At 41.8% G+C, this 25,285-nt stretch carries 21 protein-coding genes and 1 other RNA gene; 11 read left to right on the forward strand and 11 right to left on the reverse strand.

Going from position 1 to position 25,285, the window contains the following annotated elements:
* The first annotated feature begins 25 nt into the window (after positions 1–25).
* Positions 26–439 carry a nuclear transport factor 2 family protein gene (locus GWK08_RS07820; RefSeq protein ID WP_163606384.1) on the forward strand — a complete coding sequence of 138 codons (414 nt, stop codon included), beginning with the start codon at positions 26–28 and terminating at the stop codon, positions 437–439.
* A 9-nt stretch (positions 440–448) separates the two neighbouring features.
* Positions 449–838, forward strand: a complete 390-nt coding sequence (gene ytxJ, locus GWK08_RS07825) for a bacillithiol system redox-active protein YtxJ (RefSeq protein ID WP_163606385.1) — start codon at positions 449–451, stop codon at positions 836–838.
* A gap of 6 nt (positions 839–844) precedes the next feature.
* On the opposite strand, the gene GWK08_RS07830 is transcribed toward ytxJ, so the two are convergent.
* Entirely contained in the window at positions 845–2,032 is a 1,188-nt protein-coding gene (locus GWK08_RS07830) for a hypothetical protein (RefSeq protein ID WP_163606386.1), read from the reverse strand.
* Positions 2,033–2,171: 139 nt separating this feature from the next.
* Complete coding sequence (fahA, locus tag GWK08_RS07835) at positions 2,172–3,461, reverse strand: fumarylacetoacetase (protein WP_163606387.1); 1,290 nt, start codon at positions 3,459–3,461, stop codon at positions 2,172–2,174.
* Positions 3,462–3,663: 202 nt separating this feature from the next.
* Here fahA and glyA point away from each other — a divergent pair, with 202 nt between their 5' ends.
* Entirely contained in the window at positions 3,664–4,938 is a 1,275-nt protein-coding gene (glyA, locus tag GWK08_RS07840) for a serine hydroxymethyltransferase (protein ID WP_163606388.1), read from the forward strand.
* A gap of 56 nt (positions 4,939–4,994) precedes the next feature.
* Here glyA and GWK08_RS07845 read toward each other — a convergent pair whose 3' ends face one another.
* The 4 genes from GWK08_RS07845 to GWK08_RS07860 form a co-directional block, all read right to left on the reverse strand.
* Positions 4,995–5,345 (reverse strand): hypothetical protein, encoded by a 351-nt coding sequence (locus GWK08_RS07845; protein ID WP_163606389.1) that lies wholly within the window; start codon positions 5,343–5,345, stop codon positions 4,995–4,997.
* Positions 5,346–5,354: 9 nt separating this feature from the next.
* The gene (locus GWK08_RS07850; protein ID WP_163606390.1) at positions 5,355–6,911 is read right to left on the reverse strand and encodes a hypothetical protein; all 1,557 of its coding nucleotides are present in this window, start codon (positions 6,909–6,911) and stop codon (positions 5,355–5,357) included.
* Positions 6,912–6,972: 61 nt separating this feature from the next.
* On the reverse strand, positions 6,973–7,365 hold the full coding sequence (locus tag GWK08_RS07855) for an acyl-CoA thioesterase (RefSeq protein WP_163606391.1): 393 nt from the start codon (positions 7,363–7,365) through the stop codon (positions 6,973–6,975).
* Positions 7,366–7,369: 4 nt separating this feature from the next.
* A complete protein-coding gene (locus GWK08_RS07860) occupies positions 7,370–8,404 on the reverse strand; it encodes a glutaminyl-peptide cyclotransferase (RefSeq protein ID WP_163606392.1) in 1,035 nt (344 codons plus the stop codon).
* An 88-nt stretch (positions 8,405–8,492) separates the two neighbouring features.
* On the opposite strand from GWK08_RS07860, the gene ffs reads away from it, so the two are divergent.
* From ffs to fsa, 3 genes are all read left to right on the forward strand, one after another.
* Positions 8,493–8,591, forward strand: an RNA gene (gene ffs / locus GWK08_RS07865) — signal recognition particle sRNA small type.
* Positions 8,592–8,662: 71 nt separating this feature from the next.
* Positions 8,663–9,469, forward strand: coding sequence for an SDR family oxidoreductase (locus GWK08_RS07870; protein WP_163606393.1), 807 nt, complete (start codon positions 8,663–8,665; stop codon positions 9,467–9,469).
* 43 nt (positions 9,470–9,512) lie between these two features.
* Entirely contained in the window at positions 9,513–10,166 is a 654-nt protein-coding gene (gene fsa / locus GWK08_RS07875; RefSeq protein ID WP_163606394.1) for a fructose-6-phosphate aldolase, read from the forward strand.
* Positions 10,167–10,218: 52 nt separating this feature from the next.
* Here the strand turns inward: fsa and GWK08_RS07880 are convergent, their stop codons facing one another.
* Positions 10,219–11,631 (reverse strand): TlpA family protein disulfide reductase, encoded by a 1,413-nt coding sequence (locus tag GWK08_RS07880; protein WP_163606395.1) that lies wholly within the window; start codon positions 11,629–11,631, stop codon positions 10,219–10,221.
* 197 nt (positions 11,632–11,828) lie between these two features.
* Between GWK08_RS07880 and GWK08_RS07885 the strand changes: the two genes are divergently transcribed.
* Complete coding sequence (locus tag GWK08_RS07885) at positions 11,829–13,460, forward strand: ABC-F family ATP-binding cassette domain-containing protein (protein ID WP_163606396.1); 1,632 nt, start codon at positions 11,829–11,831, stop codon at positions 13,458–13,460.
* Positions 13,461–13,526: 66 nt separating this feature from the next.
* Here GWK08_RS07885 and GWK08_RS07890 read toward each other — a convergent pair whose 3' ends face one another.
* The 3 genes from GWK08_RS07890 to pheT form a co-directional block, all read right to left on the reverse strand.
* Entirely contained in the window at positions 13,527–13,772 is a 246-nt protein-coding gene (locus GWK08_RS07890; protein ID WP_163606397.1) for a putative signal transducing protein, read from the reverse strand.
* 371 nt (positions 13,773–14,143) lie between these two features.
* Positions 14,144–14,860, reverse strand: a complete 717-nt coding sequence (locus GWK08_RS07895) for a hypothetical protein (protein ID WP_317168144.1) — start codon at positions 14,858–14,860, stop codon at positions 14,144–14,146.
* Between the two features lie 126 nt (positions 14,861–14,986).
* Positions 14,987–17,413, reverse strand: coding sequence for a phenylalanine--tRNA ligase subunit beta (pheT, locus tag GWK08_RS07900; RefSeq protein ID WP_163606398.1), 2,427 nt, complete (start codon positions 17,411–17,413; stop codon positions 14,987–14,989).
* A gap of 151 nt (positions 17,414–17,564) precedes the next feature.
* Between pheT and GWK08_RS07905 the strand changes: the two genes are divergently transcribed.
* Together GWK08_RS07905 and GWK08_RS07910 are read left to right on the forward strand one after the other, a co-directional pair.
* The gene (locus tag GWK08_RS07905) at positions 17,565–18,779 is read left to right on the forward strand and encodes a peroxiredoxin family protein (protein WP_163606399.1); all 1,215 of its coding nucleotides are present in this window, start codon (positions 17,565–17,567) and stop codon (positions 18,777–18,779) included.
* Positions 18,780–18,916: 137 nt separating this feature from the next.
* On the forward strand, positions 18,917–20,026 hold the full coding sequence (locus GWK08_RS07910; protein ID WP_163606400.1) for a DUF2911 domain-containing protein: 1,110 nt from the start codon (positions 18,917–18,919) through the stop codon (positions 20,024–20,026).
* A 69-nt stretch (positions 20,027–20,095) separates the two neighbouring features.
* On the opposite strand, the gene recG is transcribed toward GWK08_RS07910, so the two are convergent.
* A complete protein-coding gene (gene recG, locus GWK08_RS07915; RefSeq protein ID WP_163606401.1) occupies positions 20,096–22,201 on the reverse strand; it encodes an ATP-dependent DNA helicase RecG in 2,106 nt (701 codons plus the stop codon).
* 111 nt (positions 22,202–22,312) lie between these two features.
* Between recG and GWK08_RS07920 the strand changes: the two genes are divergently transcribed.
* Together GWK08_RS07920 and GWK08_RS07925 are read left to right on the forward strand one after the other, a co-directional pair.
* Entirely contained in the window at positions 22,313–24,382 is a 2,070-nt protein-coding gene (locus GWK08_RS07920; protein WP_163606402.1) for a M1 family metallopeptidase, read from the forward strand.
* Complete coding sequence (locus tag GWK08_RS07925) at positions 24,382–25,284, forward strand: patatin-like phospholipase family protein (protein WP_163606403.1); 903 nt, start codon at positions 24,382–24,384, stop codon at positions 25,282–25,284. The genes GWK08_RS07920 and GWK08_RS07925 overlap by 1 nt, the downstream gene beginning before the upstream one ends.
* Position 25,285 lies beyond the last annotated feature (1 nt).

Raw genomic sequence — 25,285 nt, forward strand, 5'->3', positions numbered from 1 at the left:
ATTTATTTTAGCGACGATTTTGACTATGGAACAAAAACCACCTTTTCCACCGTTTACGGAAGAAACAGCAAAGCAAAAAGTACAAGCAGCAGAAGATGCCTGGAACACAAAAAATCCAGCCAAAGTTTCTATGGCTTATACTCCTGACACCGAATGGAGAAACAGGGCAGAGTTTATTAACGGGAGGGAAGAAGTAAGGACATTTTTGGAGCGAAAATGGAATAAAGAATTAGATTATAAATTAAAAAAAGAATATTGGGCGCATTCGGATAATAAGATCGCGGTTCGTTTTGAATATGAATGGCGTGACGATTCGGGGCAATGGTACAGGGCATACGGAAATGAGAACTGGGATTTTGATGACAACGGCCTGATGAAAAAGCGCTATGCAAGTATCAATGACCTTCCGATCAATGAATCCGAGCGAAAACTAAAGTAATAAAGACGTATGGGGTTTTTTAACAGACTTTTAGGGGGAAATAACGAAAACAACGATTCAAATATCGATTGGGCAGCTTTAAATGATGTTGCACAGATTGATGAGATCGTTCAGGAAAGCAAAAAGCAAACCGTGGCTATCTTTAAGCACAGTACCCGTTGCGGTATAAGCCGTATGGTGTTAAGCGGTTTTGAAAGAGATTACGATTATAACGGTGAGGAAATAAAAATGTACTTCCTGGACATTCTTAATTTCAGGAATATCTCCAACGAGATCGCAAACCGTTTTAACGTATGGCACGAGAGTCCGCAGCTATTGGTATTCAGAGACGGTAAAATAATATATCACACCTCCCACGGAAATATCGAGGCAGGGAAATTAAATGAGTTTATCAAGTAAACTCATTTAATTAAACTTGTGCCTGCTGATAATATTTTTAAGACGCTGCTTGAGATCTTCTCCGGCATCGTAGATCATCTGCTCGCTTGAAGGAAACGGAACTTCCCTTACTTTTATCAGTTTAAGGTAAGAATCCTCCAGTGCCCTTTTATCGCCGTCGTAGTCGGCATAGATATGTTCAAAGACAAACTCGCTGCTCAGGGGATATGAATTCACCACCTGTTTTGTGTTCAGGTCTTTAAAAGCCACGTTTCCGTTTACCTGTACCGCTTTGAACTGAGTGAACTGATACAGGATACATTTTACTTTTCTGAACTTATCTACTTTTATCTTGTTCCCAAGACTGTCTTTAACTGCATTTCCGTCATCGTCATAGAGATACTTCCATCCGTCCTTAATTCTCTTTTCCTTAATGATCTCTTTTTCCCTGATCTGTTCCGGTGAGATATTGATCTGCTTAAAAGCCAGCTCCATCTCGTAGTCGTATTTTATCTTGTCCTGCGGATTGCTGTGATAAACGGTCCACATATCATTGATCCCATAAGTGTTGAAGTTGAGCATTTCGCTTTCAAGTCGCCTTGGGATCACTTTATCCGTATCGTTATACAGGGCCACCTTAACAAAATCGGTTCCTTTAAAATGAGCCTCCTCCATTTTAGCATTTATATCCCTATACCCAGGATTTATCTGATCCAGGTATTTAAAATCATCATAAGCTTTCCTGTAATCGTACTTTCTTCTGCTTTGTTGAAGTACTTCCGATGCCTGGGCGTATAAATGCTCAGACAGTTCGTTCTTAGTGCTTATGATGTCATTAGAATAATTTTCGAACTTAAACCGGGCATTCCTGTTCTCTTCAACCATATAGAGCGGTAAAAGGGGCTTTATAAGCTGCTGCCTTCTGTCTAACTTCAGATAAGTGTTATAAATGATCTCCAGGTTTGCAGGATTACCGTCCTTTTTAAGAAAACTTATTTGTTCCAGATCTCTTTCGGTCACTCTTTTATAAGCTTCCTCCAGCTGGTAAATAAGCGGCTGGTTCCCTTTCCTGTTCTTGTTGTTTCTCAGTTTGTTCAGCGCAATATCTATTGCCTGATCATAATCTCCTATGTTGAGTGCTTTTTGGGATTTTTTTACACTGCTACAGGAAATTGCAAAACTTCCTAAAAGAAATAAGAGTAGTAATTTTTTCATATCAGTTAAGTTTGGTTTACGGAGCTACATAATCAATTCTGATGCCAAAAATATTATTTTTTGGAGTAACAATGGCTATAAAGCCCCATTAACTTGACCTTCAGGCCATAAAAAAAAGCTCCCGTTAAGGAGCCTTCATTTATTTCTTTTTTGTTTCGAAAGGAGGGAGGAGCTCAGAAGAAACTTCCCCGAAACCAATTCGTATTTTATCATTTTTACAGTAGCCCCGTATGGTTACCGTATCGTGATCATTAATAAATTTACGTTCGCTTCCATCTTTCATTTTGATGGGCTTTTCACCTCTCCAGGTAAGCTCCAGCATAGAGCCATAGGAATCGGGAGTAGGGCCGGAAATGGTTCCGCTTCCCATCATATCCCCGCTGTTCACATTACATCCGTTAATGGTATGATGTGCCAGCTGCTGGGCCATATTCCAGTACATATACTTAAAATTAGAGTGGGTAACGGTCGTTGCCTCACTTCCTTTAGGGGTAATATCTACTTCCAGGTGGATATCATAACTTTTCTGTCCGTTGAATTTCAGATACGGAAGAGGTTCCGGATCCTGTTTTGGGCCATCTACCCTAAATGGGAGAAGAGCATCCATAGTAACTATCCACGGAGAGATGGAAGAGGCAAAATTCTTGGCCAGGAAGGGTCCCAGGGGAACGTATTCCCATTTCTGGATATCTCTGGCACTCCAGTCGTTAAACAATACCATTCCAAATATATAATCTTCTGCTTCATCTACAGGAATAGGCTCTCCCAACAGATTGGCATCTGTAGTAATAAAAGCCATCTCCAGTTCAAAATCTACCAGTTTTGACGGTCCGAATACAGGTTGATCCTCTCCGGCAGGAAGGGTTTGCCCTTTGGGCCTGTGTACAGGGATCCCGGAAGGAATAATAGAAGAACTTCTTCCGTGGTAACCTACCGGAATATGCAGCCAGTTAGGCATTAGGGCATTATCGGCCCCTCTGAACATAGTACCCACATTGGTTGCGTGTTCTTTGCTCGAATAAAAATCGGTATAATCACCTATTCGTACCGGAAGCTGCATTTCAATCTCATCCAGGGTAAAAAGCACGATCTTTTTGTGTTCTGCATTTTCCCGTAGCGTCGGATTATCGATATCGAAAATATCTCCTATACGGTTCCTTACCAGTCTCCAGGTCTTTTTCCCGTCTGAAATAAAATCGTTTAAACTGTCCTGAAGAAAAATATCATCGGTTAACGGAATACCGTCAAAATACCCCAATTGGTGCAGGGCACCCAGATCTATAGCATAGTCTCCGATCCTGGTTCCTATTGTAATGACATCATCTCTCGTTAAAAATACCCCGAAAGGGATATTCTGAATAGGGAAGTCGGAATTAGAGTTGACTTCTATCCACGATCTTCTATTTGGATTATTGGTTGTATCTGGCATGTTCTATCGTTTTTAATTTGGACTAACAATATTATAAATAAAATGCTATTGATTATAACATTTTGCCCAATTTTTATTAGAGATTACCCAATATTCATTTATGTGAAAAACTTGTTAGTATATTTGGCCTTTAACACTCGTCTATCGAGTGTTTTTTCATAATTTCGCATTTAGCTTAATACGTAACAAATTAGAATCAATAATGCAACGTGACGAACAAATATTCGAATTGATCCAGGCTGAGAAGGAACGTCAGCTTAATGGCATCGAACTGATCGCATCCGAGAACTTTGTCAGTGACCAGGTGATGGAGGCTGCCGGATCTATTTTAACTAACAAATATGCTGAAGGATATCCGGGGAAACGATATTACGGAGGTTGCGAGGTTGTTGATGAAGTAGAGACCCTGGCTATAGACAGGGCTAAGGCACTTTTTGGTGCAGAATGGGTAAATGTACAGCCTCACAGCGGATCTCAGGCCAATACGGCAGTTTATGCTACCTGCCTGAAACCCGGCGACAAAATATTAGGATTTGATCTTTCACACGGAGGACACCTGACTCATGGTTCTCCCGTAAACTTTTCCGGTAAATTATACAACCCGGTATTTTACGGAGTGGACGAAGAGACAGGAACTCTGAACTACGATAAGATCCAGCAGATAGCGGAAAAAGAAAGACCTAAACTGATCATTGCGGGTGCCTCGGCTTATTCGCGTGACATCGACTTTAAACGTTTCAGGGAAATAGCAGACAGCGTGGGAGCTATTCTTTTTGCAGATATCTCACACCCGGCCGGACTTATTGCCAAGGGGATCCTGAACGATCCTATACCTCATTGTCATATTGTAAGTACTACCACTCACAAGACACTGAGAGGGCCCAGAGGAGGAATGATCATGATGGGGAAAGATTTTGAAAATCCTTTCGGGATCACTTTAAAGAGCGGAAAGGTAAGAAAGATGTCTTCTTTGCTGGACAGTGCAGTTTTCCCAGGTAACCAGGGAGGACCGTTAGAGCATATTATTGCCGCCAAAGCAATTGCTTTCGGGGAAGCACTTACCGATGAATTCCTTCATTATATTATTCAGGTACAGAAAAATGCCAGAACCATGGCACAGGCCTTTATAGACAGAGGATATAAAGTGATAAGCGGAGGTACGGATAACCATATGATGCTGATAGATCTTAGAAATAAGAATATTTCCGGAAAAGAAGCGGAAGAAGCTCTTGGTAAAGCAGAGATCACCGTGAACAAGAATATGGTTCCTTTTGATGATAAATCTCCTTTTGTAACGAGCGGTATCAGAATAGGAACTTCAGCTATTACTTCCAGAGGACTGAAAGAGAACGAAATGGAAGCTATTGTAGACCTTATCGATAAGGTAATTGTGAATTTCGAGAACGATGAGATCCTGGAAAGTGTTGGAGAGGAAGTTTTTGAAATGATGAACGGAAAACCACTGTTTGCTTATTAATTAAGAGAACGTAATAGCATAAACATAGTAAACCCTGGCAGAAATGCCGGGGTTTTTTATTTTCGATAACGAGTTAACCCGTAGATCATAACACCTGCTCCCGAAGCAATCGCTCCATAAGCAAGAATATAATGTGTAGAACCACTGAAGAAGGTAAAAAGAGTAACACCAAGACCGATAAGCATAATGATCAGGCCGCCGGCAGCTTGATTAAGAAAACCAGTATTGGAATCCTTTTTCTTTATATGACGTAATTCCATTCTTTGTACTCGGTGAATGATCTTATTGATATCTTCTTCTGAGAAATTTTTCCTCAGAAGTTCTTGTCTGATATCTTTGTAATCTGATCCGTTTATCTTTTTCTCCAGATAATGATTAGAAAGATCCAGTAATTCTCTGAATTCCATAAATATTGATTAGTTATTGTCCAGTACAGTACTCTGATAAGCTCCCAGATCGGGTGAAGCTGTTCTGTCAACTCCAAGAATATCGAGGGGTACAAGCTGAGCTGTTCCGACATTCCCAATGCCGTTGGCGGAAGAGTTTTCTCCTATCCTGAAATCGTTTAGATCCGGATTGCTGAATGCCGCATCCATATTGAGTACTATATTCTGATAAAGGCTGTTATTAGTGAAATCGAGTAGGGGGTTATCTGTGAATTGCTGATTAAAATCCTCGAACTGGATCAGGCAATCGGCAAAATTAAAGTTAAAGGTTGCTTCATTCACCGCAGTGAGGAAGAGCTCTATATTGTTGTTTCCGGTAACGATGGAATTACTGAAATTGGCCGCTTCCAGATCGGCTGCAAAAGCAGTCCCGTCGCCATTATTTACAAAATTATCTATAAGTACTGCCGGGAAGTCACGGAAACTGTTCCTCCAGAAATTGGCAAAAGTACAATGCCTGAAGTTGTAATTCCCTCCGATATTACAGTATAGCGAGGCCTGGCCTGCATTTCCGATCACCAGGTTTTCGGCGTCAATAAAAGCGGTCCTTCCCCAAAGCCCCACATTAGAAGCATTGTGTATCTGGCTGTTGCTGATATTAAGTGTCGGACTTCCGCTACCGTCGTTACCGTCTACCAGAATACCCACTGTCGAATTTTTCAGGGTCAGGTAATTAATGGAATGTCCGGTACTTCCTGCGGTTAACCATACGGTACCCCACTGACCGGGGATATTGGAGAAAGACGGTTCCAGGCGATCGCCTTCAAAGATCACCTCATTTTCCAGCAACTCCTGATCGGTACTCAGGCTTCCGTTTACCTCAAGGGTCCCTCCGTTAGCGACAATGATCCCTGAGTTTTCATGGAAATGTACCCGGGCTCCTGCATCGATCTGCAGGGTTTGTCCGTTACCAACTCCCGCATAACCGTATATGACATATGGTTTTTCATTGGTAAAGTTAAGTTCGTCATCTTCCAGGAAAAAGCCTTCCAGGCGGGTTTCGTTGCCTTCATCGTCTATCCCGAGCAGAATAGATTCGGTGGTTCCATCGTCAAAGCGTTGAGGGAAGAGAAAAATAGCATCCTGTACCAGGGTTACCAGCTCTACATCCTGCTGATTGCTTCCCGAATCGAATTCTATGGCATCCGTATAGAGGAATTGTGTTTCATTATTCACAAAATCCTGAATATCTACGGTCGTTTCTATAAAAATAAAGATGCTGTCCCTCGCAAGGATCTCCACATCTTCAAACACTTTACCTGCAACTCCATCTACATTTAAGCGATATCTGGAATCTTCTCCGTCGCCCAGGCGAACACTGGGAATACGGATATCCTGGCTACTTCTGTTAAATACTTTTAAATTGAAGGTACTGGATCCTATATTGGTGAATACCGTATCGAGATATACAGTGTCCCTGGAAAATTCAAGATTCCCTGAGCTTAGCACGGTTTCAAAGTCCTTACGACAGGAACTCCAGAGAATGATCAAAGCAAGCAGTAGGATAGAAGTAAGCCCTCTCTTCATTATGGTTCGTGTTTTTTAGTAAAAATATAACTTTAGAATTAGGGAAATAGTATAAAATCTGTTAATGATGAAAGATATTTAGAATTTCCTCGGGAATTCTTGTCGGTTTTTTGCTTTCCATATCCAGGAGGCACCAGTTGGTCTCTGCCTTAACGATCATTTTGGAAGTGTCTTTGGCGTACATTTCCACGATACGTGTAGAGGTAACACCTCCCGAGCGTTCCACATAGGTCTTTAACCGGATCTCATCGTCCAGAAGGGCAGCAGCCTTGTATTCTATATGATGGCTTAGCACCACCCAGGCGTATTTCTGCCGGAGAGCGGGAGAGGCGAGTTCCTGCCAGTGCTCCTTTGCGATATCCTGCACCCATTGCAGATAGCGAACATTATTTACATGCTCCATATCGTCCAGGTCATCCCTGACCACTCTGATATATTTCTCGAATGAAACCAACAGTTTATTTTTTGATGATCCTTACCTCAAATAACTTATTCCAGTTCTTTCCGGTTACAAAAAAGCTCTGTCTTTCCTTGTGATAGGCAATTCCGTTCAGTACGTCCAGATCGTCGTGTTTGGCTACCTTGCTTTTGAGTCCCCTGAAATCTACTACGCCTTCAATGGCTCCCGTATTCGGATTAATGATCATAACCCCGTCTTTCTGATAGGAATTCGCATAGATCTTTCCGTTTACGTATTCGAGTTCGTTCGCCTTGGAGAAAATAGAAGAATTGGTCACCGTCTGAATATAACGTTCTTCCACCAGGGTCTCAGGATTCAGGATCCAGATCTTTTCGGTCCCGTCGCTTTTAAAGAGTTTCTTTCCGTCATTGCACAGACCCCATCCTTCTTTACTTTTATTATAAGCAAAAGTGCTGAGTTTTTCAAAGCTCTCCAGGTCGTACACATAACCGGTATTGTTCTGCCAGGTAAGCTGATATACTTTATTGTTCAGAATAGTGATACCTTCTCCGAAATAAGTATCGTTCAGATCTACTTTTTTAAGGACTTTCCCGTTCCTGTAATCCAGTTTTCTCAGAGAAGACTGTCCGTTTCGGCCAGTTCCTTCATAGAGCGTATCTCCGTTAAATTCCAGCCCCTGGGTGTAGGCACTGATATCGTGAGGGTATTCATTAATGATCTCATAGGTATAAAGCACAGGTGGGGTGTCTGAAAGGACCGTTATTTTTTTGATCACCGACTCGGATTTACCATCAAACCGGACCATTGCCTGTAGTTCCTGCTTCCCGAGCAGTTGCGGGTCTATTTTGATCTTTCCGTCTGTCAGTTTCAACTCCCTTCCGTTAATGCTGTAAACCACAGATTCTATTTTAACGTTCTTCGGGTTCCTTATATCCACTTTAATTTCCTCGCCAAAGCGGAATTGTTTCTTATTTCCATCTGTCAGGATGGAAAATCTCTCCGGACTTCCACCGTTACATGAAAAAAACATCCCGGCTAAAAAACTAAGTGCTAACAACTTAACATATCTCATAATTGCATTGATATTTTTAGCAATTTAAATAACTAAATTAAGATTAAAAAATGCTTGGCAAAACTTTAAAAGGTTGTATCTTTGCACCCGGCAAGTCCTACACGACCAGCTCCTGCAGAATCCCCCAGGGTGGGAACGCAGCAAGGGTATGTGGTTGTAGCGGTGCGATGTAGGTAGCTTGCCTTTTTTTATTGCCTGAACTTTCCTTTTATACTGTTATTTTTTATCGTTTATTTGCAAGGTATTTAATTGAGAATCATGTCGAAAGTCGTTTTAATAACAGGTGGATCTTCCGGAATAGGGAAAGCAATCGGCCTGTATTTGAATGAAAAGGGTTTTAAAGTGTACGGCAGTAGCAGAAATCCTGAAAAAGTAACCGATTTTAATGCATTCGAATTAATTCCTCTCGATGTTACAGATCAGGCTTCCGTAAAAGAAGGTGTGGATGCGATTATTGCAAAAGAAGGGAAGATAGATGTCCTTATCAATAATGCAGGGATCGGAATTACAGGTGCCATAGAGGAAACACCCAATACAGAGGTCCAAAAAGCTTTCGATACCAATTTCTTCGGCCCTATAAATATGATGAAAGCCGTGCTTCCTTCAATGAGGACCAACAAGGGCGGACTTATTATAAATGTCACTTCCATAGCCGGATATATGGGATTGCCTTTTCGGGGGGCTTATTCTGCCACCAAAGGTGCCCTGGAACTTATTACAGAAGCTATGAGAATGGAGGTGAAGGATTTCGGGATTCAGATCACCAATGTAGCTCCCGGTGATTTTGCCACCAATATTGCTTCCGGACGTTACCATGCTCCTTTACTGGAGGGTTCACCTTACAGGAAACCCTATAAGAAAACCCTCGAAATGATGGATGCGCATGTAGACGAAGGAGGAGATCCCGGAGATGTGGCTAAACTTATCTACAAGATCATCAACAAACCCAAACCAAGGATACATTATAAGGTGGGGGCGTTCCTGCAAAAGTTCTCTATTATTTTAAAGAGAATACTGCCCGATAAAACCTATGAGAAGATGTTGAGCAACCATTATAAATTGTAGATTTGCAGTAAAATTAAAACACAACTATTTATATTTTTTTAAAATGAAATTTTTTATTGATACAGCTAATTTAGATCAGATCAGAGAAGCGCAATCCCTTGGGATCCTGGACGGGGTTACCACCAACCCTTCACTTATGGCCAAAGAAGGAATTACAGGTAGAAATAATATCCTGAAACACTATGTGGATATCTGCAATATAGTGGACGGAGATGTTTCTGCGGAAGTGATTGCCACAGATTTTGAAGGTATGATAAAGGAAGGGGAGGAATTAGCTGAACTTCACCCACAGATCGTTGTAAAGATCCCTATGATCCAGGAAGGTGTTAAAGCCATAAAGTACTTTACAGATAACGGGATCAAGACCAACTGTACCCTGGTGTTCTCTTTAGGACAGGCATTATTGGCTGCTAAGGCAGGTGCTACTTATGTATCTCCTTTTATCGGAAGACTGGATGATATCTCTACAGACGGATTGAATCTTATTGCAGATATCAGGGAAGTATATGACAATTATGCTTTTCAGACCGAAATACTGGCAGCTTCCGTACGTCATACGATGCACGTTATAGAGTGTGCCAAAATAGGGGCAGATGTTATGACAGGACCTCTGTCGTCTATTACCGGATTATTAAAACACCCGTTAACGGATATAGGTCTTGAAAAATTCCTTGCAGATTACAAGAAAGGAAATTAAGAACAGAGAAATTAACAGAAATAAAAAAGCCGCTTTTTAAGCGGCTTTTCTTTTATATGGTCTTTAATACTTTTTTAAAGTCGGACGATCTGTAAATATTGGAGAAGGCATCTATAATAGTACCATCCGGATTTACAATAATGATCTTATTGAGATTGCGGATAACAAACTTCCTGCTGATCTCATTAAAGTTGGCGCATCTGTATTGATTTTCAGTTTCAAGTCCCAGCATCTTTAAAGAATGTAACCATCTTTCCTGGCTCTCGTTGATATTGATCCCCACAAAACGCAGTTCAGGATATTTTTTTCTGAGACTCTTAACCTTTTTGTTGATCCTCTTCATATGGTTTTTCTGGTTGATCGACCAGAAGTAGAATACGGTGTTTTCTCCGCTCAATTCCGAAGAAATAGAGGATAGGGAACTATCGGGTTTTACCAGGGCTATCTCCGGTAAGCTGTTACCCGGTTGAAGTTTTTGAATAGAAGTATAGAGGTTATTTACATCCTCTTTAAACTTACATTCTTCCGAAAATGTGTTGAACGTAGTTATAAACTCTTTGCTCCCGGCCGGATTGTCGTGATCCTGAAGTAAATAAGTGTAAGCGGTATTCCTCAGCAGGTTGTCCCTTACTTCTTCTTTTTTAACCAGGCTGTCTATCAGTTTTAGCTTATGAGTGTGGAAATGGAGGGATCTTTCCGGGACTGAAGGTTCTTCAGCACATTTTTCCATACAACTTTCATAAGACATATTGCTGAAATGCATACTCAGGTAATTCAGATAAGGCCTGAAGTAGCTGAGACGGGAATCGTTATAATTCAATTCTTTCCTGTAATCGTAAAAACCTGCGGGAATTTCTTCGATCTCTTTTAGCCCTTTGGTCTTCCTGTGCATATGAGGGTAGACTTCCTTGTTGTCGTAGTAAGGAAAATTTATACTGGCTTTGGCTATATCTTTGGCATTTTTGGAAAGTTCGAAATTGCTTACGAGATTCTCATACTGCTCCATTTTCATTCCCCTTAGAGAATCCATCTTCTTATCGAATTCCTTCGGTTCGAGCGCAAAGTAATCATGTACCAATTGTTCTTCGTCCTCGTTTACCAGGAACATATCGATCAGAAAATTGTTCTTTTCCGCTCCGCGACCTGTAAAGACAAGCGACTCATCAAAATCAAGGGTGTTGAGCCTGATCAGGATACTGTCGCCCTTCTCAATTAGGACATATTGTTCTTCCGGCCTGTGAACAAAGTGGTAAAGCCCTTCTTTGTATCCTTCTTCCAGTTGAATAAAAAAGCGATTGTTTTCATCTAACTCAACGGAATCAATAACTTCATCGTTCTTATAAAGAACAACATAAGAATCATTAGGATTTATGATCTCCCCTCCAAAATACGCAACAGAAGAGGTTTTTTCAGAAGTGCAACTACAAGCTATTAGTGTAAAAAATGCTAATAGTAAGTATCTCATATAATTTTTTTATTCCTGGTGATTCTGTAAAATCACACTTTTCGTCCATAGCAAATCTAACAAAGCGGGAAAAGAACTCGTGTTAATACCACGTTAAAATAGCTTTTTAAAACGTTAATATATATGTAATTATAGGTCTGAATTTAACGCATAATTTGTTACTTTTGCGCCAACTTTGAAAATCAAAAATAAAATAAATGTTATCAGTATCAAATCTTTCTGTACAGTTCGGTAAAAGAGTATTGTTTGATGAGGTAAACGTTACTTTCACCCAGGGGAATTGTTATGGGATCATTGGAGCTAACGGTGCCGGGAAATCTACCTTCCTCAAAATATTATCCGGAAAGACAGATCCTACTTCAGGCCACGTAACTCTCGAACCGGGTAAAAGGATGTCTGTACTTGAACAGGACCACTTTGCCTATGACGAATTTAACGTGCTGGAGGCGGTGATCATGGGAAATAAACCTCTATATGCTATTAAAAAGGAAATGGACGATATTTATGCCAAGCCCGATTTTAGTGATGCAGACGGAGAAAGAGTAGGAGAACTGCAGGTACAGTTTGAAGAGATGAACGGTTGGAATGCAGACAGCGATGCTGCCGCTCTTTTGTCTAACCTGGGGATCAGTGAAGACCTGCACTATACATCTATGAACGACCTGGATTCCAAACTTAAGGTAAGGGTTCTTTTGGCCCAGGCCCTGTTCGGGAATCCCGATGTGCTGATCATGGATGAGCCTACCAACGACCTGGATTTCGAAACCATTTCATGGCTGGAGCACTTCCTGGCGAACTACGATAATACGGTTATAGTTGTTTCTCACGACCGACACTTTCTTGATGCGGTATGTACGCATATTTCAGATATAGATTTCGGAAAAATATCTCATTATTCCGGAAATTATACCTTCTGGTATGAATCGAGTCAGTTAGCGGCCAGACAGCGTGCACAGCAGAATAAGAAAGCCGAGGAGAAAGCAAAGGAATTACAGGAGTTTATTCAGCGTTTCAGTGCCAACGTAGCAAAAAGTAAACAAGCTACTTCCAGGAAGAAAATGCTTGAGAAGCTTAAAGTTGAAGACATTAAACCTTCCAGCAGAAGATATCCTGCAATTATATTTGAGCAGGAAAGAGAAGCCGGAGACCAGATCCTTAATGTTGAAGGCCTGCAGGCGAGTATAGACGGAGAACTTTTATTCCAGAATGTAGATATTAACCTGGCGAAAGGTGATAAGGTTGCTGTTATTTCCAAAGATTCAAGGGCTACCACCGCTTTCTACGAGATCATCAATGATAAAATAAAAGCAGAAAACGGAAAACACCAATGGGGTATCACTACTACCCAATCCTATCTGCCGGTGGACAACTCGGAGTATTTTGAGAACGACCTTACTTTGGTAGACTGGTTACGACAGTGGGCTACCACCGAAGAGGAACGCGAAGAAGTATATGTGAGAGGTTTTCTCGGAAAGATGCTGTTTAGCGGAGAAGAAGCCCTGAAAACAGGAAGAGTACTTTCGGGAGGTGAAAAAGTAAGATGTATGTTGAGCCGGATGATGATGTTAAGAGCCAATGTCCTGATGCTGGACGAGCCTACCAACCACTTAGACCTTGAGAGTATTACTGCTTTTAACAATACCCTGAAAAACTTTAAGGGAACTGCTTTGTTTACCACACATGACCACGAGTTTGCACAGACCGTGGCTAACAGGATCATAGAATTGACACCGAATGGGGTTATTGACAGATACCTTACTTTCGATGACTATATGAGAGATGATGCCATAAAGGAGCAGCGTAAGAAGATGTACGCAGTGAATGTATAAAAAAAAGGTCCGGTAACGGACCTTTTTTCATTATAGTAGAGAAAGTTATGGAGTTGATTGTAAATCTTATAATCCTCTGTCGCGAACGAACTGGATCAATATTTTTTCTGCTTTTTCAAATTCATCGGCCGGAACAAACAACTCAAAGTTAGTGGGCGATTGCCCCTTACGTATGGCGATCAGGTCCTCGGCCCTCAAATTATCCTTTACAACTGTATGAATACCTGATGCTTCCAACCGGGTTTTTATTAGTTGTATATTTTCTTTGGAGCCTATAAAAATCCTATTCAAACTCAATTTGATTCGATCCATTTAGTTGGTTACCGTTTTAGCCGTTTAAATAGCACAACCAAAGTTTTGTCAGGGGGCACTAAGAGGTGGGGATAAAATAATGTTACTACACAAACAAGTGCATAGCAAGTTTAGGGGGTAAGTAATTGTAACGGTTTATGTTAGGTTTGAGAATTAGCCCCAAAAATAAAATAAAAATGTATGTGGCAGAAATAAAAACACTGGAAAAATCCAATATTTTTTCAACAAAAATGTGTTGTTTTTAACAATAGAAAAATTACCCCTGTCAAAATCAGATTTCAGGCTGTATCTATCTCAGAAAATGTAACATTGGTCAAATAGATGTTTTCTTACTTGATCGGGGCTTTTAACCTTTCCGTACCCGGGGATCACTACGCATTAAAATACCTGCTGTTCCAGATGGCGTGATTAAAGTTTTTCCCGAGAGCAAAGCCATAAAACAGGACAATAGAAGCAATTGCTTTGAACATAAACATGTATAGAACCATAAATGTTGATGTAGAACTCTCCCTGGTAAACAGCTGCATAGGCAGGAGGGAAGTGAAGATCCAGCTAATTGCCAGAATAAAGATGAGTAAATTAAACAGGTTCCTGAAAGGAAGCATCATCCATTTTCTCAGGGGATGCAGATCATTACCCCAGCGATGGATCAGATAAAAATAATCGTTGCCCAGAGGAGCAAATAGCAGAGGATCGTCGGCATTCTCGAGTTTGAAGAGTTTGGAAGGGGCCACCATTTTAAAACCAGCGAGTTCCGTCCCGTGTTTTTTCTCCAGCTCCTTTATCTTCGAGAGGGCAGAAGGAGGGAACTTTCCCTTAAAGTACCTGCTGTCCAGAAAGCGCAACCTGTAATCAATACAGATCTTTTTTATATGGCTGATGTGATAGATCCTGTCCGATTCCAGTAGGTCGATATCAAAATCGTTGATAATCCCGTCTTTTCCGGACCCCAGGGTATTGAATATACGCTCCTCGCGGGCATTATCTTCGGCCAGTATCTTGTCTACCTGCTTCAGGATCTCCGGATCGGAAGTCCTGCGAACACGGCTTAATTTCTCCTCTATGTTTACCCTTTTGAACAACATCATCAGCCTTTCTATAAAAATAATAAATAAGAGGCTCTAAAGCAATTTTTTAACGCAGGTAGCTGTGGTAATCAAACAAAAAAAATGCTTCCGTTAAGAAGCATTTTTATACAGGTTGAAAATTTGTTTTTATCTCAATTCAGCTCCCAGCTTTTTTTCAAAGTTTTGCTGAAGCTTGTTCATTATCTTATCTATCTGCTTGTCGGTAAGCGTCTGCCTCTCATCCTGAAGCATAAAGCTCACTGCATAACTCTTTTTGCCTTCCGGAAGGTTTTTACCTTGATATACGTCAAACAGGCTCACCTCTTTTAAAAGGCTCTTTTCGCTTTGCATGGCAATGTCATAAATATCCTCGAATCTTATAGAATCGTCCAGAAGCAGGGCAAAATCCCTACGTACTTCGGGGAATTTCGGTACTTCCCTGAACTGTATTTTATTGGATTTTACGATCTCCAGGATAGCATCCCAGTTAAAATCAGCAAAAAGGACCGCTTGTTTTATGTCGAAGGCTTTTAAAACCGACTTTTTTACCAACCCGAACTCTACCAGTTTGGTCTTTTTAAAGGACCAGATCATTCCTTCGGCAAAGACATCACTTTTGGCTGGAGTCGATCTTAATTTTGAGACCCCCAGTCTTTCAAGGATAGAAGAAACCACTCCTTTCAGATAAAAGAAATCGGTAGTGCTCTTCGGTGTATTCCAGCTTTCTTCGGCGCGGTTTCCGCTTACGGTAAGCGTTAGGTGCTTATTCTCCGTACGCCCGCTTTCAAAGTTGTGATAAGTCTTTCCGAATTCGAATAATTTCAGATCGTTACGGCGGCGGTTAATATTGAATGCAACGGCTTCCAGAGATGAGAACAACAACGATTGTCTCATTACAGCCAGATCATTACTCAAGGGGTTGAGCATATGAACCGAATGTTCCTCTCTGAGGTCATCACTTAAGTTTGTATAATTATCTGTGGTAAGCGAATTGGAAAGGGTTTCATAGAAGCCCTGACCCACCAGCTGATTGGAGATCAGGTTCTGTAATTTATAATCTTCCGTTCTCGTGGAATTAGAAATGGAAGCGCTTAACTTTTCTGTAAAGCTCACATTGTTATATCCGTAAACCCTCAGGATCTCCTCAATAACATCTACTTCTCTCTGTACATCCACACGATAGGAAGGTATGGTAAGCCCGATCCCGCTTTCGGTTACATTATTGATCTTTATCTCCAGGGAGGTAAGGATACTTTTAATGGTTTCTTCAGGGATCTGCTGCCCGATAAGCTTATTTACCTTTTCGTAGCTGAGGAATACCTGAAAATCTTCCGGTTTCTTGGGGAAGATATCAACGATATCACTGGTGATCTCACCTCCGGCAACTTCCTGGATCAATAGGGCTGCTCTCATCAGCGCGTATTCTACCTGATTGATATCTATTCCTCTTTCAAAACGGAAGGAAGCATCCGTATTTAATCCGTGCCTTTTGGCAGTCTTCCTTACCGATACCGGATTAAAATAGGCGCTTTCCAGGAAGATAGCAGTTGTATCTTCGGTAACTCCTGAGTCCGTTCCTCCGAATACCCCGGCAATACAAACGGGTTTCTCCGCGTCACAGATCATAAGATCCTCTGCATCCAGTTTGCGTTCAACTTCATCCAGGGTAGTGAACTTACTTCCTGCAGCAGCTGTTTTAACGATGATCTTATTTCCTTTTATTTTAGAAGCGTCAAATGCGTGTAAAGGCTGTCCCAGTTCGTGAAGTACATAGTTGGTAACATCTACCACATTGTTCTTGGGAGCCAGGCCGATAGCTTTTAGCCTGTTCTGCAGCCACTCGGGAGATTCCTTAACTTCAAGGCCCGATATGGTTACCCCGCAATACCGCGGACAAAGCTCTTTATCCTCAACATCAACATCTATCTTTAAAGTCCTGTTATCAACCTTAAAACTACTTACCGAAGGGGTAATAAGCTCCAGATTGATCTCTTTTTGAAGCAAACCGGCTTTAAGATCGCGAGCTACTCCGTAATGACTCATGGCATCTGCCCGGTTCGGGGTCAGACCTATTTCGAAAACACGATCATTCTCTATTTTAAAGACCTCACTGCATGGAGTACCGGGTTCCAGGTTGCTGTCCAGTACCATGATCCCGTCATGACCATTCCCAAGCCCTAATTCATCTTCCGCACAGATCATTCCGTGAGATTCTTCACCTCTTATTTTTCCTTTCTTGATCTTCCATTCTTTCCCTTCTCCGTCGTAAAGAGAAGTTCCTATGGTAGCTACGGGTACTTTCTGGCCTTTAGCCACATTGGTAGCACCGCAAACAATCTGAACAGGTTCTCCGTTCCCGAGATCCACCCTGGTAATATTAAGCCTGTCGGCATTGGGGTGTTTTCCGCATTCGAGAACATGACCAACCACCACACCTTCAAGTCCTCCGGTGATGGATTCGTATTTTTCAATACCCTCAACTTCCAGACCCAGATCCGTTAGTAGTTCGGCTGTTTTTTCCGTTTCCCAATCAATTTTAATAAACTGCTTTAACCAGTTATAAGATATTTTCATCTACCTACTTTTTTATTTCTTCGAAAATAAATGCTGAACGCCATTCAAATTGAGGCGCAAAGATAACAATATCGATTCAGCTTTGTAAACATTAGCCACTTTAAATTTTATGATGTATTTTTAGCCACTTATTACAAAAACAAAAATTGCAATGCGAATATTAATCCTATCATTAATAGCTGTATTTATTATTTCCTGTAAAAGTGAAGTAAAAGAAGTATCCCTGAATACAGGGAAGTGGAGGGGTATAATGGTGGTACAGGATGAAAAAGAACTGCCTTTTAACTTTGAGGTGATCGAAGGAAATAAGCTAAAGATATTTAATGCGGAAGAAGTTATTGAGGTGGATGAGATCTCTCTTAAAGGAGATTCTATCCTGATAAAAGTACCTGTTTTTGAGGGCTATATCTCAGGAACATATACAGCTACTTCTATTGATGCAGAATTTATAAAACCTTCGCTGGACAGGATCGTACCTTTTCATGCGGAATTCAGTGATGCAGATCGTTTTTCCGTAGAAAATACGGCCGCCGGTGACATATCGGGTAACTGGGAAGCTGTCTTCAGTCCGGATGTTGAGGAGGACCGTTACATTGCCAAGGGTATTTTTGAACAGAAGGGAAATATAGTTACCGGAACTTTCAGGACCACTACCGGAGATTACCGTTACCTGGAAGGTGTTCTGGATGGAGATGAGCTTAAATTATCGACTTTCGACGGTTCCCATGCCTTTTTGTTTACGGCCAAAGTAACCGATAGCACCATGACCGGGACCTTCTATTCCGGAAATCACTTTCAGGAACCGTTCGTAGCAAAGAAAAATGAATTTTATGAATTGCCGGATGCAGATTCGCTGACCTTTATTAAAGAAGGTTATGAGAAGCTGGCATTCAGCTTTCCCGACCTGGATGGGAATACAGTTTCCTTAACTGACGATCGCTTTAAGGATAAAGTGGTAGTGGTACAGATCCTTGGATCCTGGTGTCCTAATTGCCTGGATGAAACCAAATACTATGTAGATTACCACAAAAACCTGAAAAAGGACGATGTGGAATTTGTAGGCCTGGCCTTCGAATATGCCAAAACAGAGGAAAAAGCATTTAACAGTATCAGGCGTTTAAAGGAGAGAATAGGAGTTCCTTATCCGATCCTCCTGGCGCAATTCGGTACTTCAGATAAGGACAAGGCCCAGGAAAAACTTCCTATGCTCAATCACGTATTGTCCTATCCTACATCTATTTTCATAGATAAGAAAGGAAAAGTAAGAAAGATACATACCGGATTTAACGGACCCGCTACCGGAGAAAAGTATATTGAATTCAAAAAAGGATTTGAGGCATTTATCGAGATGCTGAGGAGTGAATAAGCCGAAATTTTAGTTTTTGTGCCGCAAAGTTTAACGATCCTATAACACAGATCGTACGGCTTTGGCTATATCTTGCATTAGCCTATTAAGGCAGTAGACTTCATTACACAACAAACTAAATATTAAAATTATTCACTATGAGATTTTCTACTACAAGAGCAATCTTTTCCATTTTTGCGGGAGTTGCTTTTTTATTTACAACTGAAGCCAATGCACAGCTTACGCTGCCGGCTACGAGCCAGGAAGCAGAGGTATCACAGCGGGTGGGAATTACCGACATTACGATCCACTATAACCGTCCGGCTGTAAGAGGAAGACAGGTTTGGGGAGCTTTGGTTCCTTACGGATTTAACAATCTTGGATTTGGAACTGCCACTGCAGCACCCTGGAGAGCAGGAGCCGATTACAATACCACTATCGAGTTTACCCATGATGTAAAACTGGAAGGAAAAGATGTAAAGGCGGGGAAATACGCTTTATTTATGGCTCCCAAGGAGAATGGTGATGTAACTATCGTCCTTTCTAACAATACCACTTCCTGGGGAAGCTTTTTCTACGATCAGGCAGAAGATGCACTTCGCGTAGATGTTAAATCTAAAGATGCCGACCACAGAGAATTACTTACGTACGAGTTCAATACCGTAAACCCAACAGCTACGGTTGCCTCTTTGTTCTGGGAGAAAAAAGAGATCCCTTTTAAAATTGATGTGGCTGTTAGCGATATCGTAATGAAAGGTATTGAGAACGATCTGCGTAATCCAAAAGGATTTAACCAGAATACCTGGGATCAGGCAGCGCGTTACGCAATGGGTGCAGGAAATATGGATAAGGCCCTGGAGTGGGTTAACTCATCTATCAGCGGAAACTTCTTCAGCAAGGAAACCTATACCAACCTTACGCTAAGAGCTCAGATCTTAATGCAGCAGGGGAAAAAAGCAGAAGCATTAGCCGATATCGATAAAGCGATACCACTGGCTACCAATGCTCAGATGTTCAATCTAAGTAACCAGCTGATCACAGCAGGAGAAAAAGGAAAAGCCTTGACCGTAGCCAAGAACAATGTTAAAAAGAACAAGGGAGCATGGCCTTCCAACTACGTTTTAGCCAGAGCATATTCTGCCAATGGCGATTTTAAAAATGCAATCAAAAATCTGAATAAATCTCTTGAATCTGCGCCAGACAGATTTAAAGGAAGATTAAACGGAGATTTGGCAAAACTGCAAAAGGGTGAGGACATAACTCAATAGCAGATCTTAATTAGTTGAAATAAACCTGTAGAGTATTCGCTTTACAGGTTTTTTTATTATGGACGGGATCTAGCTGATATAATTCCAGATATTCTTGTATTTGATCAGCTGAGCGTAAACATATCTAAGGATCTTATTCTGTTCTTCCTGGAGGGAAGGATCTTCCTTAAGGATACGCATAGCGTAGAAACGGGCGGTTTTCAGGATCTCATTATCCCTGACAATATCGGCGATCTTAAGATTGAGTACTCCGCTTTGCTGGGTTCCCATGATATCTCCCGGCCCTCTTAGTTTCAGATCGACTTCGGCAATCTCAAAACCGTCATTGGTCCTTACCATGGTTTCCAAACGGGTCTTGGAATCATTGGTCAGTTTATGACTGGTCATCAGGATACAGAAACTTTGCTCGGCACCCCGGCCCACACGTCCGCGAAGCTGATGTAACTGGGAAAGCCCGAAACGCTCCGCACTTTCGATGATCATAACCGAAGCATTGGGAACATTTACCCCCACCTCAATAACGGTAGTAGCTACCATGATCTGGGTTTCCCCTTTTAAAAAGCGGTTCATTTCATAATCCTTATCGGCCGGCTTCATCTTTCCATGAACTATGGAGATCTGATAATCCGGCATAGGGAATTCCCGGGCAATACTCTCATAACCATCCATCAGGTCCTTGTAATCCATTTTTTCCGACTCCTGGATCAGGGGATACACGATATAGATCTGCCTTCCCTTTTTAATTTCATCCCTGATAAACTTAAACACCTTGAGGCGGTTGGTATCGTAACGATGCACGGTTTTAATGGGTTTCCTTCCGGGCGGAAGCTCGTCTATGACAGAGATATCCAGATCGCCGTAAAGGCTCATAGCCAGGGTTCTCGGGATGGGCGTAGCCGTCATAACCAGGATATGTGGCGGGATCTCGTTCTTATGCCAGAGCTTGGCCCGTTGTGCCACTCCGAAACGGTGTTGCTCATCTATAATGGCCAGTCCCAGGTTCTTAAACCGTACCTTATCTTCCAGTACGGCATGGGTACCGATCAGGATGTGGAGTTCTCCGCTCTCCAGCTCTTCATGTATAATTTTCCGTTCTGAAGTTTTGGTAGAACCCGTAAGCAACTTCACATTAATATCGAGCGGTTTTACCAGTTCACTGATCCCGTTAAAGTGCTGAATAGCCAGGATCTCGGTTGGGGCCATAATACAGGCCTGAAAACCGTTGTCTATGGCCAGCAACATGCTCATCAGGGCCACAATGGTCTTTCCCGATCCCACATCTCCCTGTAGCAGACGGTTCATCTGTGCATTGCTTCCCAGATCGTTCCTGATCTCTTTGATCACTCTTTTCTGAGCATTGGTCAGATTAAAAGGAAGATGATCTTTGTAAAAACCGTTAAAAAGATCGCCTACCTGATCGAAAGTAAAGCCCTTTATCTTGTTTTTCCTGATCAGGTTTTTGGTGATCAGTTGCAGTTGTATATAAAAAAGCTCTTCAAATTTTAAGCGGTACTGTGCTTTGGCGAGCATTTCCTGGCTTTTGGGAAAATGCACATTAAAGAGCGCTTCATTTTTTGGAATAAGCTTTAATTCCGAAAGAACAGGGCGGGAGAGGGTTTCGATAAACTGCCCTTTGGTCTCAATAAACAACTGCTGCATCAGTTTGATGACCACCCTGTTGGTGATCCCTTTGTTGGACAGCTTTTCGGTTGAGGGATATACCGCCTGCATGGCAGTTCTCAGGCTCTGTTCGTGCTCCTGCATTAATTCCATCTCCGGATGGGGCATAGAGAACACTCCGCCTATCCAGTTGCATTTCCCGAAGATCACATAAGGCGTATTCAGTTTAAGATGATCCTTGATCCATTTCTGCCCCCTGAACCAGACCAGTTCCATTTCTCCGGTACCATCGGTAAAACGGGCTACCAAACGCTTTCCTTTTTGTTGGGATACAGTCTTTATGTGAACGATCTTCCCCACGATCTGTACATCGGCATTATTGCGCTGCAACTCATTGATCTTGTAATAGCGGGTCTTGTCTATATAGCGGTTGGGAAAGAGGTTGATAAAATCCTGATACGTATGGATCCCCAGCTCCGAACGAAGCAGATCGGCCCGGTTAGGACCTACACCCTTTAGGTAATCGATGGGAGTTTGGAGTATGTTCGGATTCATAGTACGAATATAACGATTTGTTATATTCAGAAAAGGATATAAAAAACAGAAATCCGTTTAATATGAGTTTTAAATTTGGTATTTTGGTAAAATATTTGATGTCCTGATTACATGAAGCAATTCCTTTATCTCATCGGCTTGTTGATCCCGGCCCTTTTTTATGCCCAACAAACAGAAAAAGTCGATTTTAAAACCGCAAAAACAACCCTTCGTATCGATCCCCTCCAAAAAGAGGTGAAGGGCGATATTGATTATAAATTCCTCGTATTAAAGAATACGGATTCCATCTATATTGATGCCAGGTCGATGTCCTTTAGCAAGATCATCCTGAACAAGAAGGAGGTTCGGTTCTATAATGACGGTCAGAAGCTCTGGCTGCTCGATAATTTTACAGCAGGGAAAGAGTATGAGATCTCCCTTTCCTATACGGCCAAACCTCAAAAAGCCATGTACTTTATCGGCTGGGAATTTCCCGATGCCAGAAAACAGGTGTGGACACAGGGACAGGGAAAGAACAACAGTCACTGGTTACCCAGCTTTGACGATATGAATGAAAAAGTAGAGTTCGATCTCACCGTTATCTTCGATGAGAACTACGAGGTCATCGCCAACGGGAAGCTCATCAGTGAGAAAGGAGTGAAGAACACCAAAGTCTGGGAATACGATATGAAACAACCGATGAGCAGCTATTTGCTGGCTATTGCTATCGGAAAATATAAAAAGAAAAGCCTCCTGTCTGCCGGAGGTACTCCTCTGGAGATGTACTATTATCCGGAAGACGAGAACAAGGCAGAGCCGACCTACAGGCATAGCAAACAGATGTTCGATTTCCTGGAAAATAAAATAGGGGTTGATTATCCCTGGCAGAATTATAAACAGATCCCGGTAAAAGATTTTCTTTATGCCGGAATGGAGAATACCACGACCACTATTTTCTCGGATGCTTATGTGATAGATTCCACCGCATTCGAAGATAAGAATTACACCAATGTCAATGCCCATGAGCTTGCACATCAGTGGTTCGGAGACCTGGTAACCGAAGAGAGCGGGATGCACCACTGGTTGCAGGAAGGTTTTGCCACCTATTACGCTTTACTGGCGGAAAGAGAGATCTATGGAGAGGATTATTTTTACTGGAAGCTGTATCAGTCATCGGAAGAGCTGGGTGAGCTGTCAAGGCAGGGAAAAGGAGAAAGTTTACTGGATCCGAAGGCCAGCAGCCTCACTTTTTACGAAAAAGGAGCCTGGGCCCTTTATATGCTCCATAACAGGATAGGAGAGAAGGCTTTCGGGAAAGCAGTAAAGAACTATTTAGAGAAATACAGGTATAAGAATGTCAATACCGCCAATTTTATCTCGGAGGCGGAAGCCACAAGCGGACAGGATCTAAAGGATTTCTACCGCATATGGCTGGAACAAAAAGAATTCCCCGCAGCAGAAGCCAGGGAAGCCTTAAACCAAAGCAGTTTTGTTAAGAGCTATCTTAACCTGGATTGTTCTGAACAGGGAACGGATTGCGGAAAGCTTCTCGAAGGACCGGGGTATTTTCCGCTTAAGCAACTGATCGTCTTTAACCTGAAAAAGAAGAAAAGCCCGAATTATCTCGAGCTCTATAAAAAAGCTTTTGAGACCGGGGAGTTAAAAGTACGTCAGGCCATCGCGGTTTCTATGGATACCATTCCCGCAGAGCTGAAAACAGAATTCGAATCCTTACTGGAGGATAAGAGTTATATAACGGTAGAGAATGCCCTTTTAAAATTATGGCTGAATTTCCCGAATGAAAAGTCACGCTATCTCGGCCTTACCAAAGATAAGGCAGGAAGCAATGATAAGCGCCTGCGCATCCTCTGGCTTACCCTGGCACTGATCACCCCTGAGTTTGAATCCAGGAGCACTCCCGATTTCTACAAGGAATTATCGGGATACACTTCTCCGAGTTATGCTTACGAAATCCGGCAGAACGCTTTTGAGTTCCTTTATCAGATACAAGCGCTGAGCAATGAGAACCTGAAAGATCTGATCAATGCCTGCAGACACCCCGTATGGCAGTTTTCCAGGGCATCCAGGCAACTTTTGGATGTATTGCTTAAAGAATCGGTGTACAGGGAACGCATAGAGCAGATTTTTTCTGAACTTAGTACGGAGGATCAGACTTATATAAAAGATAAATTAAATAAATAGTGAAAGCATTAGTTATTTCGGGAGGAGGAAGTAAAGGCGCCTTTGCAGGCGGGGTTGCTCAGTATCTTATAGAAGAGCAGCAGAAAGATTACGACCTTTACCTGGGAACCTCTACCGGAAGCCTGTTAATTTCACATCTGGCCTTAAAAAAGGTAGAAAAGATAAAAGGGATCTATACTTCGGTAAACCAGCAGAGTATTTTTAAGAACTGTCCTTTTACGATTAAGAGAAAACACGGGATAGATAATATTGCTATCAATCACTTTAATGTACTGAAGAGCTTTTTATGGGGTTCCAAAACATTCGGAGATAGCTCTAATCTGAGAAAGCTGATCAGGAATGAGATCACCCATGAGGAGTTTGAGACCTTACGCGCAGGCTCCAAGGATATTATTGTTACCGTTTCCAATCTGTCCCTTAATAGGGTAGAGTATAAGTCCATACATGACTTTTCCTATGATGAGTTTATGGACTGGATCTGGATCTCCTGTAATTTTACACCTTTTATGAGCCTGGTAAAAAAGAACGGCTGTGAGTATGCCGATGGAGGACTGGGGTGTATGGTGCCTATAGAAGAAGCGATAAAACGAGGAGCTGATGAGCTGGATGTGATCATTCTTCAGACAGAGATCACCCACCTGAACAGGATGCCTTCTAAAAATGCTTTTTCCCTGATCTCTAATATTTTTAACTTTATGGCAGACAGGATAGAGCATCAGAATATTAAAATAGGAAAGCTGGCAGCGAAATATAAACAGGATGTGATCATTAATTTTTATTACACTCCTGTGGTACTTACGACAAATTCCCTCATCTTTAACGAAAAGCAGATGAGCGGATGGTGGAAAAGCGGATATAATTACGCGAAACTTAAGGATAAAGAAATCAATGAAATAATATAAT

It is taken from the genome of Leptobacterium flavescens (assembly GCF_010671605.1).
Classification (GTDB): Bacteria; Bacteroidota; Bacteroidia; order Flavobacteriales; family Flavobacteriaceae; genus Leptobacterium; species Leptobacterium flavescens.